This window comes from Streptomyces sp. (assembly GCF_031181555.1).
Taxonomy (GTDB): Bacteria; Actinomycetota; Actinomycetes; order Streptomycetales; family Streptomycetaceae; genus Streptomyces; species Streptomyces fimbriatus.
Genome location: NZ_JAPSKQ010000030.1, coordinates 36,134 through 51,238 on the forward strand (window position 1 = coordinate 36,134; position 15,105 = coordinate 51,238).

The 15,105-nt window shown below is 72.1% G+C and carries 12 protein-coding genes; 6 read left to right on the forward strand and 6 right to left on the reverse strand.

Going from position 1 to position 15,105, the window contains the following annotated elements; translation table 11 throughout:
• Positions 1–40: 40 nt before the first annotated feature.
• Positions 41–835, reverse strand: a complete 795-nt coding sequence (locus tag RIM90_RS09360; RefSeq protein ID WP_309060132.1) for an SDR family oxidoreductase — start codon at positions 833–835, stop codon at positions 41–43.
• A 201-nt stretch (positions 836–1,036) separates the two neighbouring features.
• On the opposite strand from RIM90_RS09360, the gene ppk2 reads away from it, so the two are divergent.
• Positions 1,037–2,047: a polyphosphate kinase 2 gene (gene ppk2 / locus RIM90_RS09365; protein WP_375165415.1), complete on the forward strand. Its 1,011-nt coding sequence runs from the start codon at positions 1,037–1,039 to the stop codon at positions 2,045–2,047.
• Positions 2,048–2,111: 64 nt separating this feature from the next.
• Here ppk2 and RIM90_RS09370 read toward each other — a convergent pair whose 3' ends face one another.
• From RIM90_RS09370 to RIM90_RS09380, 3 genes are all read right to left on the reverse strand, one after another.
• On the reverse strand, positions 2,112–3,290 hold the full coding sequence (locus RIM90_RS09370; RefSeq protein ID WP_375165416.1) for a PP2C family protein-serine/threonine phosphatase: 1,179 nt from the start codon (positions 3,288–3,290) through the stop codon (positions 2,112–2,114).
• Between the two features lie 98 nt (positions 3,291–3,388).
• Positions 3,389–4,141 carry an IclR family transcriptional regulator gene (locus RIM90_RS09375; protein ID WP_309060133.1) on the reverse strand — a complete coding sequence of 251 codons (753 nt, stop codon included), beginning with the start codon at positions 4,139–4,141 and terminating at the stop codon, positions 3,389–3,391.
• A gap of 203 nt (positions 4,142–4,344) precedes the next feature.
• Entirely contained in the window at positions 4,345–5,778 is a 1,434-nt protein-coding gene (locus tag RIM90_RS09380) for a cellulose binding domain-containing protein (protein WP_309060134.1), read from the reverse strand.
• 367 nt (positions 5,779–6,145) lie between these two features.
• Between RIM90_RS09380 and RIM90_RS09385 the strand changes: the two genes are divergently transcribed.
• From RIM90_RS09385 to RIM90_RS09405, 5 genes are all read left to right on the forward strand, one after another.
• Positions 6,146–6,991: a GntR family transcriptional regulator gene (locus tag RIM90_RS09385; RefSeq protein WP_309060135.1), complete on the forward strand. Its 846-nt coding sequence runs from the start codon at positions 6,146–6,148 to the stop codon at positions 6,989–6,991.
• 136 nt (positions 6,992–7,127) lie between these two features.
• On the forward strand, positions 7,128–8,333 hold the full coding sequence (locus RIM90_RS09390; RefSeq protein WP_309060136.1) for a glycoside hydrolase family 64 protein: 1,206 nt from the start codon (positions 7,128–7,130) through the stop codon (positions 8,331–8,333).
• Between the two features lie 104 nt (positions 8,334–8,437).
• Complete coding sequence (locus tag RIM90_RS09395; protein WP_309060137.1) at positions 8,438–9,007, forward strand: WHG domain-containing protein; 570 nt, start codon at positions 8,438–8,440, stop codon at positions 9,005–9,007.
• A gap of 72 nt (positions 9,008–9,079) precedes the next feature.
• Entirely contained in the window at positions 9,080–10,312 is a 1,233-nt protein-coding gene (locus tag RIM90_RS09400; RefSeq protein WP_309060138.1) for a GDSL-type esterase/lipase family protein, read from the forward strand.
• Between the two features lie 71 nt (positions 10,313–10,383).
• A complete protein-coding gene (locus RIM90_RS09405; RefSeq protein WP_309060139.1) occupies positions 10,384–10,704 on the forward strand; it encodes a DUF2795 domain-containing protein in 321 nt (106 codons plus the stop codon).
• Between the two features lie 89 nt (positions 10,705–10,793).
• Here the strand turns inward: RIM90_RS09405 and RIM90_RS09410 are convergent, their stop codons facing one another.
• Complete coding sequence (locus tag RIM90_RS09410) at positions 10,794–12,710, reverse strand: AMP-dependent synthetase/ligase (RefSeq protein ID WP_309060140.1); 1,917 nt, start codon at positions 12,708–12,710, stop codon at positions 10,794–10,796.
• A 91-nt stretch (positions 12,711–12,801) separates the two neighbouring features.
• Positions 12,802–14,352, reverse strand: a complete 1,551-nt coding sequence (locus RIM90_RS09415; RefSeq protein ID WP_309060141.1) for a von Willebrand factor type A domain-containing protein — start codon at positions 14,350–14,352, stop codon at positions 12,802–12,804.
• Positions 14,353–15,105 lie beyond the last annotated feature (753 nt).

A 15,105-nucleotide genomic window follows, 5' to 3' on the forward strand; every position in this document is an offset into this window, starting at 1 on the left:
CGGCGCCGCGCCGACCGGGCCGCGACGGGTGGCCGCGGGGTCAGGGCAGGATCGCGTCGACGTAACCGCCGTCCACGCGCAGGGCCCCACCGGTCGTCGCGGAGGCCTGTTCGGAGCTGAGGTAGACGACCATGTGGGCGATCTCCTCGGGTTCGATCAGCCGCTGCAGCAGCGACTGGGGGCGGTGCGCGCGCATGAAGGCGCGTTGCGCCTCGTCCCAGGGGAGGTCGCGGTCCACCAGCTCGTAGACGAAGTCCTCCACGCCTCCGGTGTGGGTGGGGCCCGCGATGACCGAGTTCACCGTGACACCGGTGCCCGCGGCCTGCTTGGCGAACCCGCGGCTCACGGCGAGCAGCGCCGTCTTGGACATCCCGTAATGGATCATCTCGGCGGGAGTGACGATCGCGGAGTCGCTGGCGATGTACTGGACGCGTCCCCAGGCGCGTTCGGTCATGCCCGGCAGGAAGAGACGGGTCAGCCGGACGGCGGCCAGCACGTTCACCTCGAAGTAGCGCCGCCACTCCTCGTCGGTGATCTCCAGGGGGTCGGCGGCACCGAAGACGCCGAGGTTGTTGACGAGGACGTCCACCCGCGGCAGGGCCTCGGCCACCTGCTCGGCACCCGCCTGTGTGGTCACGTCCGCGGCGATCGGCACCACGTCGGCGCCGGGCACCTCCCGAGCGAGCCGGCCGGCGCCGTCCCGCACGCGCTCGGCCGAGCGCCCGTTGACCGCGACCCGGGCGCCCGCCCGCGCCAGACCGGCGGCGATCGCCGCACCGATGCCCTGGGTGGAACCGGTGACCAGCGCGGTGCGGCCCTTCAGATCGATCTGCACGTCGTCGCGTCCCCTTCGCCTGTGTCCAGTCCGCCCCGCACGCCATCCCCTCGGGGCGCCCATCTCTCCGGTTCCCGGACGGAACGCCTCAAACCGCTCAAGAGGCATACGCTTCTTGTAGCGCACTCGGGGCATGCACACGATGACCGGCGAAACCCGGTCGCCCGGGTCACCGGGACGGGCGGAGAAGCGGGAGACGACGTGACGGCCGAACACGCGGGAGCGCCGAAGGACCGGGCGGAGGCCGAGCGGACCCACGGCAGCGCGACCGAGGACGATCTGCTCCAAGGGCTGGAGGTGGACGACCGGCGCCCGGAGCGCCCGGTCCTCCTCGACGCCGACGGCACCGCGATCGAGACATGGCGGGAGAACCACCCCTACGACCGCAAGATCCGCAGATCCGAGTACGAGAGGACGAAGCGGATCCTGCAGATCGAGCTCCTCAAGATGCAACGGTGGGTGAAGGACACCGGCCAGCGGATCGTGGTGGTCTGCGAGGGACGGGACGCGGCCGGCAAGGGCGGCACCATCCAGAGGTTCATGGAACGCCTGAACCCCCGCGGGGCCCGCGTGGTGGCCCTGGAGAAGCCGACCGAGCGGGAGGCGGGACAGTGGTACTTCCAGCGCTACGTGGCCCACCTGCCGGCCCGCGGCGAGATCGTCTTCTTCGACCGCTCCTGGTACAACCGCGCGGGAGTCGAGCGTGTCATGGGGTTCTGCACGGAGGACGAGTACCGCCTGTTCCTCGAACAGGCGCCGATGTTCGAGCGGCTGCTCACCGACGACGGCATCCTGCTGGTGAAGTTCTGGTTCTCCGTGTCCCGGGCCGAGCAGCGGACCCGTTTCGCGATCCGCCAGGTCGATCCGGTGCGGCGCTGGAAACTGTCCCCCATGGACCTGACCTCGCTCGACCGCTGGGACGACTACACCACCGCCAAGGTCGAGATGTTCCGGGCGACCGACACCCCCCACGCGCCGTGGACGGTCGTGAAGAACAACGACAAGCGCCGGGGCCGGCTCGAGGCCATGCGCAGTCTCCTCGGCCGCTGCGACTACCCGGCGAAGGACCACGAGGCGCTGGGCAAGCCGGATCCGTTGATCGTGGGCGCGGCGGACACCCTGCTGGAGGCCGGTGAGGAACCCGTGGACCTCTCGCCGACCCCCCTCGCCGGTCCCGACCACGGCCCGGGCAGCCACCCGGACACGGAGTGATCACCGGCCCGCCCCGGTCACACCGGGGCGGTGCCACCTCGCCCGCCCCAGCGCGCCGTCCGGCTCACCCTGCGGCGGCCCGCGCCGATTCCGCGCGGGCCGCCTGGGGAACGGCCGCGGGCTTGCGGAGCAGGAGCAGCGCCGCGTCGTCGTGGAGCCGGCCGCCCACATGCGTCAGCAGCTCCTCGTGCAGCGCCGCGAGGGTGCGGGCCGGCTCGTCGCACAGATGCCGGGCCAGACCTTCGGCGAGCGGGTAGAACTCACGGCCCTCGTCACGGGCCTCCGTGACACCGTCGGTGTAGAGCAGCAGCTGGTCCCCCTCGTCGAACGACAGCACCTGAAGGCTCGGGGTCTCGCCCGACAGGGCCCGCAGCCCCAGGGGCGGCGACGGGCGGACGGGATCCACGGCCGCCACGTCGGAGCCACGGATCAGCAGGGGAGGCGCGTGTCCGCAGTTGACCACCTCCAGGCGCCCGGTTTCCGGGTACCCGGCGACCACGGCGGTGACGAAGTCGTCGGCCCCGAGATTGCGCGCCAGGCTCCGTTCGATCCTGCCGACGACGTCCAGCAGGTCGGGTTCGTCGTGGGCGGCCTCCCGGAAGACACCGAGCACGAGAGCGGCGGTCCCCACGGCCGGCAGACCCTTGCCGCGCACGTCGCCGACGATCAGCCGGATCCCGTGCGGGGTGGGGATCAGGGCGTAGAGGTCACCGCCGATCCTGGCCTCCGCCGCGGCGGCGCTGTAGTGGACGGCCACCTGGAACGGGCCGACGGTCCCGGGGACCGGCTTGAGCAGGGCGTGCTGCGCGGTCTCCGCGACGGAGCGGACGGCCTCGAGCACCCGCTCGCGCCGTGCGCGCAGGGCACTGGCGAGCGTGCCGGCCAGGGTGACGGCCACCAGTGCGGCGAGCACGACGATCAACGCCGATGCCGGCACGGCATGACGGACGCCGATCGCCGCGCCCAGGAGCGCGGTGAGGAGACCGACACCGAGGACCCCGCAGGGTTTGCTGGTGGCCGCCGCCAGCGCGGGCGCGGTGGCGAGCAGCGGCAGCCAGATCCTCCCCGTCCCGCAGAGGAGGTCGCCGAGCACGATGACGCAGACGATCAGCAGGGCCAGTGCGGGCGTACCCGCGGCCAGGTGCGCGAGGGTCCGTATCGGGGGTGATGCCGCGTGTTCCGCCCCCCGCCTGTACCGCCGTATCCGCCAATGGTCGCGTCCTTGCTGTCGGGCGTGACTCATGTGTCGTCCGCTGTCCTCACCTTCGCGCGACATGCGCTCCCGAAATGTCTGCTTTATTAGGAAAGAGGATCATCTCGAACGTCACAAGGGCGCGCTTTTCAGATAGTGAGCGAAAGGCCCCGGGTCACACGTCCCGCGACCGGGAGCAGCCGCTCGCGGATCTCGTCGAGCCGGGACAGCCGGTCCACCTGCATGGACACGCCGAGCGAGCCCAGGGTCCGCCCGCTGTAGACGGGCACCGCGACGCAGACGGTCCCGAGGGAGTACTCCTCCAGGTCCGTGACCGCCGGGGCCAGCGGAGTGGACTCCAGGTGGCGGATCAGCTCCGTGGCCGTGGTGATCGTCCGGGGAGTGAGGTCGTTGAGGGGGTGCCGGGAGAGGTAGTCCCTGCGCGCCTCGTCGTCCAGCTCCCGCAGCACGGACTTGCCCAGCGCGGTGGCGTGCCCGGCGTCCTCGAAGCCCACCCAGAGATCGGTCCGGGGCGTGCGGGGGCCGTCGACGATCTCGGCGACCCGGATCTCGCCGTCCTCGTAGAAGGTGAGATAGGCGGCGGTCGAGAGCTCGTCCCGCAGTGCGGCGAGTGCCGGCCGGACCCGGCTGAGCAGCGCCTGTCCGCGACCCGTCGTGTGCAACGTCTGCAACCTGTCGCCCAGGACGAACCCGCCGTCGTCCAGTTTGCGCAGGTACCCGTCGTGCACCAGCGTGCGCAACAGGTGGTAGGCCGTGGCCAGGGGCAGACCCGTCTCGCGTGCCAGCTGCTTCGCCGGCGCGCCGTTCTCGTGCGCGCTCACCGCTTCCAGCAGGCGGAAGGCGCGCTGCACGGAGGTGATGAGGGTCGGACCCGCACCCATGTGACCAGCCTGCGCCAGGCACCCGCCGAGGGCAAGGGCGGACCGTGGCTCCGCCGGTCGTCTCCGGGGCCCCGGCCGGCGTGGAGAAGCGCGCCACACCGGCCGGGGAGGCCGGGACCAGCGGCCGGCCGTCCCGACACGGCCGGGGCCCCTCCGGAGGAGTCCCGGCCGGCGCGCAGGGGATCAGGCGGACACGCTCCGGGTCACGAGGCCGGCACCTCGTCCACGAAGGACGTGCCGGAGCCGCGGTACGCGTCGATCTTCGCGGTCACCTGTGCCGGGGTGAGGACCTGGTCCTTGACGTGCAGGACGTAGTCCACCTGCTGGTCGTAGGCGCGCGGCGTGGTCGACGTCTGGCCGTCGAGGTCGATCAGCCACTGGTTGAAGTTGATCGACATCGGGCGTTCGGGCAGGTACGCGGCGTCGTGGGTGCCGAAGTGCCGGCCGTCGACGTAGTACGTGATGGCGTTGTTGTCGATGGTCACGACGAGGTCGTGCCAGCCGGCGAAGCTCTGCCGGCTCTCACTGTGCTGGTTGACGGCCTGCCAGGGGTCGGGGTTGTAGGTCTCCCAGGAGGTCGTGTACAGGATGTTGGACGGCTCGCCCCAGCCTCCGTTGGGCAGGTACTCGAAGTCGTACTCGGCGTAGTCGTCGGCCATCGGGGCCTTGAGGTCGTTGATGGTGAAGAAGGTCTGGACGATGCGGTCGCCGTCGGGTCCGTACACGGGGGCGTCGGAGAACCGCACGCGGGCGGCGTAGGTGCCGTTCTTGAACTTCATGTCCTTGGTGAGGACTTCGGTGTGGGTGGTGGAGGCGCCGGTGCCGGCGGTGGAGGTCCGCAGGTTCATCACCGAGTTGCCGCCCGAGCGGACGAAGGTGACCGCGGACGGGTCCCAGGTCGCGCCGGGCACCCCCGGGCCGCCGGAGTTGGAGCGCACGTTCCAGCCGTGCGCCGAGAGAGCGGGATCGGTGTGCGAGGTGTAGCCGAAGTCGTCGAACAGGGTCTGGCCGCCGCCCGGCGGGTCGGTGGGGTCCGGGGGGTCGGTCGGATCGGTGGGGTCGTTGCCCTCGGGGGCCGTGCCCCACACCGTGGCGCCGGCGAGCTGAGCGGTGACCTTGTTCCAGTCGGCGTACGAGGTCCGGGTGCCGTCGAAGGAGTAGTCGTCGCTCTGCCGCAGCGTCTGCCAGTCCGACCGGTGGAAGCGCAGCTGCATGTCCCCGGTGTCGGCGCCGGGAGCCAGTGACCCGGCGGACGGAGTGAACCCGATCTCCAGGTAGCGGTCGGCCGTCGCCGTGGGGTGGGCGAGCGTCCCGAACGTGCCGGTGATGACGGAGCAGCCCTTGACCGCCCAGGAACAGGCGAAGCGGTACGTGGTGTTCGGGGCGTCGGCCTTGAAGTAGTAGCGGATCTTCACCTGGCTCAACTGGACAGGGGAGGAACCGGTGTTGCGGACCTTGAACCAGGGCTCGCTCTGGTCGGCGGTGGCCCCGCCGGAGCCGGTGCGGTACTGCACGGTGAGGGCGCCGTCCGCGGCGGCGGCGGTGGTGGCGGGGAGGCCGGCCAGGGCCGCGCTGCCGAGCAGGGCGGCCAGCGCGCATGCCGCGCGGGTGCGGTGGCTGGTGGAACGCGTGCTCATCCGTGTTCCTTTCGCTGTGGGGGGTGGCGCACGGTGGATCGTCGGTGCGGCGTGCGTGAGGGCTGCCGCGCGCCGTGGAGCTCGTGGTGGCGGACCGGGCCTTCGCGGGATACGCAGGATCACGGACGGACGCTCGGCGGCGGACCGCACGCGGCCCTCGGAACTGACCAGTTGGGCCTCGGGGCCTTACCAGTCGATGTCGAATGAAGGTGGCATAGACCAATGTGCACGTCAACCCTCCCCGCAGATCGGGAACTTGACGCTTCAGATCGAACTCCCGTGAGCAGCAGACCAGTTATGGTCGAAGCCGTACCAGTGGCCCGACGGCCGCACGGCCCGCCGACCCGACGACGAACGAGAGCCCTCCATGGAGATCGATCCCGCCGCCTCGGGCGCCGTGCTCAAGCGCGAACGGGTCCGTGACGCGATTCTCGAGCTGATCGAGGTGCGCCGTCCCGGGGACGCCATCCCCTCGGAACGCACTCTGTGCGCCGAACTCGGGGTGTCCCGGCCCACGCTGCGCGCCGCGGTGGACGAACTCGTCGCCGCGGGGCTGCTGGTGCGCGAGCACGGCCGTGGCATGTTCGTGGCCGCCGAGAAGATCACCCAGGAGCTGATCTCGGACCGGAACGCCTTCGGTGTGCCCCCGGCCGGCGGCGTGTGGACCAGTAGGCTCCTGGAGTTCCGTACCCTTCCCGCCGGCGCCCGGGTGGGCCGCAGACTGCGCATGTCGCCCGCGGCGGAGATCCGTTACGTGGCCCGCCTCCGGCTGGTGGACGGTTCACCCATGGCCATCGAGCACCTTCACGTCCCGGCCGCCCTCGTGCCGGACCTGACCAGTGAGGAACTGGAGCGGGGCGATCTGTACGAGCACTTCCGCGACCGTCACGGTGTGCAGGTCAGTGAGGCGGTGCAGTCCATCGAGCCCACCGTGGTGACGCGCGCGGAGGCCGACCTCCTGGACGTTCCCGAACTGTCGCCCGCCCTGCTCTTCGAACGTCTCACCACCGACACCGGCGACCGTCCGGTCGAGTACGTCCACTCCCTCTACCGGGGCGACCGCTACCGCATCGTCTCGCGGCTCGCGCTCGGCCCGCGCGCCGCGCGCCCGGCGGCCTCCGAGGGGCACCACCCGGGCATCCCCCCGGGGAACTTCGCCTCCGGCGGTCCGGTCGGCTTCTCGACTCGCGGGGTCGTGCAGAACGGCCCCTGAGCGGCTGCCCGCGCACCCGGCTGCCGCGGCAACGGAATCCCCGGCTCTCAACTTATTGACAGGTCCATACCAAGAGGCGACGCTGAGAGCGCTCTCATGCAAGTGCTTGTCGGTCACCGTCGATCGGAGACAGAGCATGTTCCGCACCCTCAGACACCGGCTCCTGGCCGTCGGATCGAGCATCGCCATGGTGCTCGGAGGTCCACTGCTCGCCACGGGGGTCTCCTCGCCCGCCCATGCCGCGGTCCCGGAGACGATCCCCCTGAAGATCACCAACAACTCGGGCCGCGGCGAGCAGGTGTACGTGTACAACCTCGGCACCCAGCTGTCGACCGGCCGGCAGGGCTGGGCCGACGCGAACGGCACGTTCCACCCCTGGCCGGCGGGCGGCAACCCCCCGACCCCCGCGCCCGACGCGGCGATACCCGGCCCGGCGCCGGGGCAGTCCGCGACCATCCGCATCCCGAAGTTCTCCGGCCGCATCTACTTCTCCTACGGCCGGAAACTGGTGTTCAGGCTGACCACCGGGGGCCTGGTGCAGCCCGCCGTGCAGAACCCGGCGGACCCCAACCGGGACATCCTGTTCAACTGGTCGGAGTACACGCTGAACGACTCCGGTCTGTGGCTCAACAGCACGCAGGTCGACATGTTCTCCGCGCCCTACGCGGTCGGAGTGCAGCGCGCCGACGGCACCACGGCGAGCACCGGCCGGCTCAGGCCCGGCGGCTACCACGGGTTCTTCACCGCGCTGAGAGGGCAGCCCGGAGGCTGGGCCAACCTGATCCAGACCCGGAGCGACGGCACCGTACTGCGGGCCCTGTCCCCTCTCTACGGACTGGAGACGGGTGCCCTGCCCGCGTCGGTCATGGACGACTACATCAACCGCGTCTGGCGGAAGTACACCACCTCGACCCTGACGGTCAGGCCCTTCTCCGACCGGCCCGGCACCGCGTACCACGGCCGGGTCTCCGGCGACGTCATGCACTTCACCGACGGCACGGGCGCCGTCGTCACCAGCTTCCAGAAGCCGGACGCCTCCTCCGTCTTCGGCTGTCACAAGAGGCTCGACGCGCCGAACGACCAGGTGCGCGGCCCGATCTCACGCACACTGTGCGCCGGATTCAACCGCTCCACGCTCCTGGTCAACTCCGAGCAGCCCGACTCCGGCACGGCCGATTTCTACCGGGACGCCGTCACCAACCACTACGCCCGGACGATCCACGCGCAGATGGCCGACGGGAAGGCCTACGCCTTCGCCTTCGACGACGTGGGCAACCACGAGTCGCTCGTCCACGACGGCAACCCGCGCCAGGCCTACCTCACGCTCGATCCCTTCAGCTGATCGCCCCGGCACCCCGCCCGGTCAACGGTTCCATGACGGGATGACCATTTGCCTAAGAGCTTTAGGCAAGTGCATAATCGATTCCGTCGACAGGGAGGAAGGTCGTGGCACGCGCAGGACTGACCGCGGAACGCCTGACCCGGGCGGGGGCCGATCTCGCCGACGAGGTGGGCTTCGAACGGGTGACCGTCTCGGAGCTCGCCAGGCGTTTCGACGTCAAGGTGGCCAGCCTCTACTCCCACGTGAAGAACTCGCAGGACCTCAAGACCAGGATCGCGCTGCTCGCCCTGGAGGAACTCGCGGACCGGGCCGCCGACGCGCTGGCCGGGCGGGCCGGCAAGGACGCCCTGGCCGCCCTCGCCGACGTGTACCGCGACTACGCCAGGGACCATCCCGGCCGCTACGCCGCAGCCCAGTTCCGGCTCGCTCCGGAGGCCGCCGCGGCCAGTGCGGGCGTGCGGCACGCGCAGATGACACGGGCGGTCCTGCGCGGCTACGACCTGGCCGAGCCGGACCAGACGCACGCGGTACGGCTGCTGGGCAGCGTCTTCCACGGCTACGTCAGCCTCGAGATGGGGGGCGGGTTCAGCCACAGCGCCCCCGACACGCAGGAGACCTGGTCGCGCATTCTCGACGCCCTCGACGCCCTGCTGCGCAACTGGCCGGCCCCCTGACGGCACCCCCGCCCCGGACACATCCGGGGCTCCGACCGAGCACCCCGCTCCGCACCGCAGACAGGCCGGCCCATGCACGACCACGAGCACACCTGGATCACCACCCCCATCACCCCCGGCATCCTGCGCGGCGCCCTGGACCTGGAGCGCACCGCGCACGGGGTCCTGCCGCACCGGCTGCCCGCCCGGGCCCGCGCCCAGTGCGCCGACGGGCAGCTCGCGATGGCCGAGTCCCAGCCCTCCGGCGTGCGGCTCGTCTTCCGCACCCGGGCGACCGCCGTCGAACTGGACACGCTGCCCACCAAGCGGGTCCACGCGGGAGCACCGCCACGTCCGGACGGCGTGTACGACCTGCTCGTCGACGGCCGTCCGGCAGGCCGGGGCACCGTGACCGGCGGCAGGACACTGTTCATCGACATGAGCAGCGGAACGTCCGACCACCGGCCCGGCCCCGTGGGCACCCTCCGCTTCACCCGCCTGCCCGAGCGCGACAAGACCGTCGAGATCTGGCTGCCGCACAACGAGACCACCGAACTCGTCGCGCTGCGCACCGACGCACCCGTCGACCCCGCACCCGAGCCGGAGCGCGCCGTGTGGCTGCACCACGGCAGTTCCATCAGCCACGGGTCCGACGCCGAGAGCCCCACCACCACCTGGCCCGCGCTCGCCGCGGCACTGGGCGGCGTGGAACTGATCAACCTGGGACTGGGCGGCAGCGCCCTGCTCGACCCGTTCACGGCCCGAGCCGTGCGGGACACCCCCGCCGACCTGATCAGCATCAAGATCGGCATCAACCTCGTCAACACCGATCTGATGCGGCTGCGCGCCTTCACCCCGGCCGTCCACGGCTTCCTCGACACCGTCCGGGAGGGCCGTCCCACCACCCCGCTCCTGGTCGTCTCGCCCATCCTGTGCCCCATCCACGAGGACACCCCCGGCCCGAGCGCCCCCGACCCCGCCGCCCTCGCCGCGGGCAGGCTCCGGTTCCGGGCGGCGGGCGATCCGGCCGAGCGGGCCGGCGGCAAGCTGACGCTCACCACCATCCGGGACGAACTGAGCCGTGTCGTGACGCAGCGGGCCGCCGACGACCCGAACCTGCACTACCTCGACGGCCGGGCCCTCTACGGCGAGGCGGACTCCGCCGAACTGCCCCTGCCCGACAACATCCACCCCGACGCGGCCACCCACCGGCGCATCGGCGAGCGCTTCGCCGCCCTCGCCTTCGCGGACGGCGGCCCGCTCTCTTCGCCGCCCGCGAAGGCCCGGGCGGACGAGAGGGGTCGTGGCCCGATGTCCGGCAGGTGACGGCCCGGGCCGGGGAGGTTACTCGGATGGCCCGACCGCACATCGTCGAGCCATGACCGGGAGAAGTACTCATGTCCCACACCACGAGCGCACGCGAAGTGGTGGACGCCGTCAAGGACGCCCACTTCCCCGCGGGCAGGGACGAACTGATCCGGGCGGCCCGCAGGTCCGGCGCCTCGGAGGAGGCCGTCGCGGCGCTCCGCGGCATTCCGCCCGAGAACTACGCCAACCGTGAGGAGGTGGCCCGGTCGGTGCGGGCGGACCCCGTCTCCGATCTGGGGACGTCTCCCGCGCAACGGGCCGAGCAGGCGCGCGCGGGAGGCAAACAGGGGCAGTCGCAGCACCTGCGCGACGTGCCGAAGCCGCCGGTCGAGGAGGAACTGGACCGCTGAGGACGACCCGATGACGGGGCCGCGCCGAGCGGGGGGCGGGGCCACCGAGCCCGTCGGCGGGCCCCGCCCCCGGTGCGCCGCGGCGGGGGTCAGGAGTAGAGCGCTTCGATCTCCTTGGCGTACGCCTCCTGCGCCGCTTGCCGCTTGACCTTGAGCGAGGGGGTCAGCAGTCCGTTGTCCTCGGTGAACTCGCCTTCGACGAGGGTGAAGGCGCGGATGGACTCGGCACGGGAGACGGCCTGGTTGGCGTAGTCGACGGCCCGTTGGACGTCGGCGCGCATCCGCGGGTCGCGGACGACGTCGGACATCGGGGTGTCGGCGGGCATCCTGCGGACCGACAGCCAGTGGGCGACCGCCTCGGGGTCCAGGGTGATCAGCGCGGCGACGAAAGGGCGGTTGTCACCGACGACGAGGCACTGGCCGATGGGCGGGCGGCTGCGCAGGCGGTCCTCCAGGACGGCCGGGGAGACGTTCTTGCCGCCGGTCGTGACGAGGATGTCCTTCTTGCGGCCGGTGATGGTGAGGTAGCCGTCCTGGTCGAGGGAACCGAGGTCGCCGGTGGAGAACCAGCCGTCGCTGAGCACCTCGTCCGTGGCGGCCGGATTGTTCCAGTAGGACCCGAAGACGATGCCGCCCTTGATCCGGACCTCACCGTCGGCGGCGATGCGGACCGCGGTGCCCGGGACGGGAAGGCCGACCGTGCCGGGGCGCGGGCCCAGCGGCGGGACGATGGTGGCGGCGGCGGAGGTCTCGGTCAGGCCGTAGCCCTCGTAGACCATGATCCCGGCCGCGTAGAAGAAGAGGTTGAGGTCGCGTTCCAGGGGGGAGCCGCCGCTGATGGCATAGCGCAGGCGCCCGCCGAGTTCCTTGCGCACGCGGCGGTAGACCAGCAGGTCGTAGAGGGCCCAGGCGGCGTACAGGCCGGGGCCGGGGCCCTTGCCGCGTCCCAGGAACCGGTTCAGGTGGGCCTCGCCGAAGCGGACGGCGATGCGGTGGGCGCGCTCGAAGGAGGAGCCGCGGCCGATCCTCTCGGCGGTGGCGCGGCCGGTGTCATGGATCTTCTCGAAGAGGTACGGGACGCCGACGAGGAAGGTCGGGCGGAACGACTTCAGCGCGGGGCGGAGTTCGTCGGGCTTGATGCTCGGGCAGTGGCCGATCTCGATGCGCGCCATCAGGCAGGAGATCTGCAGGGTGCGGCCGAGGATGTGGGCGAGCGGGAGGAAGAGCAGGGTGGCTGCGGCCTGGCCGGTGACCTCCTTGAAGACGGGGTGCAGCAGTTCGACGGTGTTGGCCGCCTCGGCGTGCAGGTTGGCGTGGGTGAGGACGCAGCCCTTGGGGCGCCCGGTGGTGCCGGAGGTGTAGCAGAGCGTGGCGGTCGTGTCGGGGGTCAGGGCGCCGCGACGCCGGGTGACCTCCTCGTCGGGGACGTCCCGGCCGAGCGCGGTGAGGTCGGCGAGGGCGCCCGCGTCCAGTTCCCAGACGCGCGGGGGAGCGGGGTGAGCGGCGGTGGCGGTGGTGACGGTGGCGGTGTTGTCCGGGGTCTCGGTGACGACGTACCGGGCACCGGAGTCGCGGACGATCCACTCCACCTGGTCCGCGGAGGAGGTGGCGTACACGGGGACGCTCTGGCCGCCGGCGGACCAGATCGCGAAGTCCAGGACGGTCCACTCGTAGCGGGTGCGGGACATCACGGCCACCCGCTCGCCCGGCGCGAGACCGGCGGCGATCAGCCCCTTGGCCACGGCGGTGACCTCCCGGGCGAAGGCCGCCGCCGTGACCGGCTGCCAACCGTCCTGCCGCTCCCGGCGCAGAACGACCGCGTCCGGCGCCTCGGCGGCGTTGGTGAAGGGGATGTCGGCCGTGCTGCCGGTGGCGGGCCGTGGGGCGAGGGCCGCCGCCCGGGCCTCACGGACGACGCCGTGCTCGTCCCTGACGATCTCGACCCGGGTGCGACGCGCCAGGTCGGTGTGTCGTTTCGCTCGTTTCAGATCCTTGCGTACGCCCATGACGGCTCCCGGTCGCGGCTGATGCTGTCCTGCCCATTTACTTACTCAGGAGTCAACTTACCCGTGCGTAAGGATCAGTCAACGGGCCGGTTCAGGTCAGGCGGTCCGCCGTGCGGATCGCCTCGGCCAGGTCGCGGACGTCCTCGTCCTCGGTCCTGGCCGCCAGTTCGGCGGCACGCTCGGAGAGCTCGCCGAGCCCCGGGGCGCCGGGCAGGGCGCTGCGGCGGTGACCGGGGGAGCGCAGGACGTCGGCGAAGTAGGCGGCGGTCGCGGTGAGGGTCAGGCCGCGGTCCGCCGTCCACACGGAGTCGCCGAGGTCGCCGGTCGCCAGGTCGCCGGTCTCCTCGTGGGGCGCACGGGTGCCGGGGTCGAGCCAGCGGACGGTGGCCGTGGCCAGGTGGCCGTCGGCGCGGGTGCGCACCGCGTACAGGGCGGTGACGGTGTGGCCGGGGCCGACCTCGCCGCCGTCGACGCGGTCGTCGCGGAAGTCGTCGTCGGCGACGCGGCGGTTGTCGTAGCCGACGAGGTGGAACTCGGCGACCGTGGCCGGATCGAAGGCGACCTGGGCCTTGGCGTCACGGGCGGTCAGTTCGACGGCGCGGGGCAGTTGCTCGCTGAAGACCTCGCGGGCCTCCTCCTCTCCGGACACGTACACCGTGTGGCCGTCGCCCCTGTCGGCGAGGCGCTCCATGAGGGCGTCCCCGTAGTCGCTGCCGACGCCGACGCCGAAGAGGGTGACGCCGTGGTCGCGGCGGGAGCGGGAGATGCGTTCGAGGATCGCGTCGGCGTCGGTCTCGCCGGTGTTGGCGAGGGCGTCGGAGACGAGGACGACCCGGTTGGTGGCACCCTCGCGCAGTCCCTCGACGGCGGTCTCGTACCCGGTCTCGACCCCGGCGCCGAGGTTGGTGGACCGGGCCGGCTCCAGGCTGTCGACGGCGTCGTGGATCTCGTCGCGGTTGCCGCCGAGGCGGGTCATCGGCAGGACGGTCGCCGCCTCGTCGCTGAAGGTGACGAGGGCGACCGAGTCGTCGTCGCGCAACCGGTCCGTCATCACGGCGAGGGACTCCCGGGCGAGGTCGAGGCGCCCCGGCTCGGCCATCGAGCCCGAGATGTCGACGACGAACGTGAGGGCGGCGGGCGGACGTTCACCGTTCGGTTCCGCGGGCCGGGTGGCCAGGCCCACACGGACCAGACTCCAGTCGTCCTCGTCGGTGCGGGCGCCGTCCACGGTGACGGTGAAGCCGTCACCGCCGGGACGCGCGTAGTCCTGCCGGAAGCTGTTGACGAACTCCTCGGGGCGGACGGTCGTCGGGTCGGGCAGCCGCCCCTCGGCGAGCACGCGGCGGGCGTAGCCGTAGGAGGCGGTGTCGACGTCGAGGGCGAAGGTGGACAGGTGGTCGGGGTCGGGGGCGGCCTCGCGGGAGTCCTGCTCGCCCTCGCGCCGTTCACCGCCGCCCGGTTCGTCCCGGCCGAGGTCGGGGGCGGGCAGCGGGACCGAGCCGTTCCCCCCGCGGTCGTACGAACTGCCCTTCACCTTGCCGCTGCCGTCGCCCGTCCCGCCGCACCCGGTGAGCAGCAGGCCGCTCGCCGCCGTGAACGCGAGCAGCGCCCCGCCCAGCCGTCGTGTCCCGTGCCACTTCATCGCCCGTTCCCCTCCGGTTCGTTGACGTCGGTTTCTGCGACTGTGACGCCGGAGCGGGCCGGAACGTGCGGTACGGAGCGTTGCGGGTGAGTCTCGAAGAGGAAACGGCAAGGGCCCACCGAGACCGGCAGGTGACCCTCCGTTGACCTGGGACACCACTCCCTCGTCCGCGACACCACGGAAGACCAGGGAGAACGGCACGAGTGCGTGCGTTACGAAGAACGTGGAGGCACGCCCGCTTCGCCGACCGGCTGAACCCGACATTCCGCCAACCGGGGCGGAACACCCCGACCTGCCCCCGTCCAGGGCCTGATGTCCCTGACACCCGGGGACGCACGACGGGGACCGCCACGCACTCCTGGCCCGGAGGGAAGCCCGGCGCCCGGCGAGGAGCCCGCGGGCGAACTGCGGATGGTGGCCCGGGACACCGGCTGGGCCGCGATGAAGGCGCTGCTGCAGAAGCTGGACGGCCGCGTGCGGCAGGCGCCCGAACACCGGGTGCGCCGGGGGAGGACGGGTACGACCGGTTGGCCCACGCGGTGACCGGGCGCGGCCCTCCGGCGGCGGCCGCAACCCAGGTGGCCGGGGCGCCGGCGACGGTCCGTGCGGCGACGGTCCGTGCGGCGACGGCAGCTCTCCTCCGCGCCGGGCATGCGGCCGAGTACGTCCGCCACGACCTGCCGCCGGACCGGACCGAGGCCGTCCCGGCACCGCTGCGCTCGGCCGCATGCCCGGCCACGGCCGCGGCTCCGC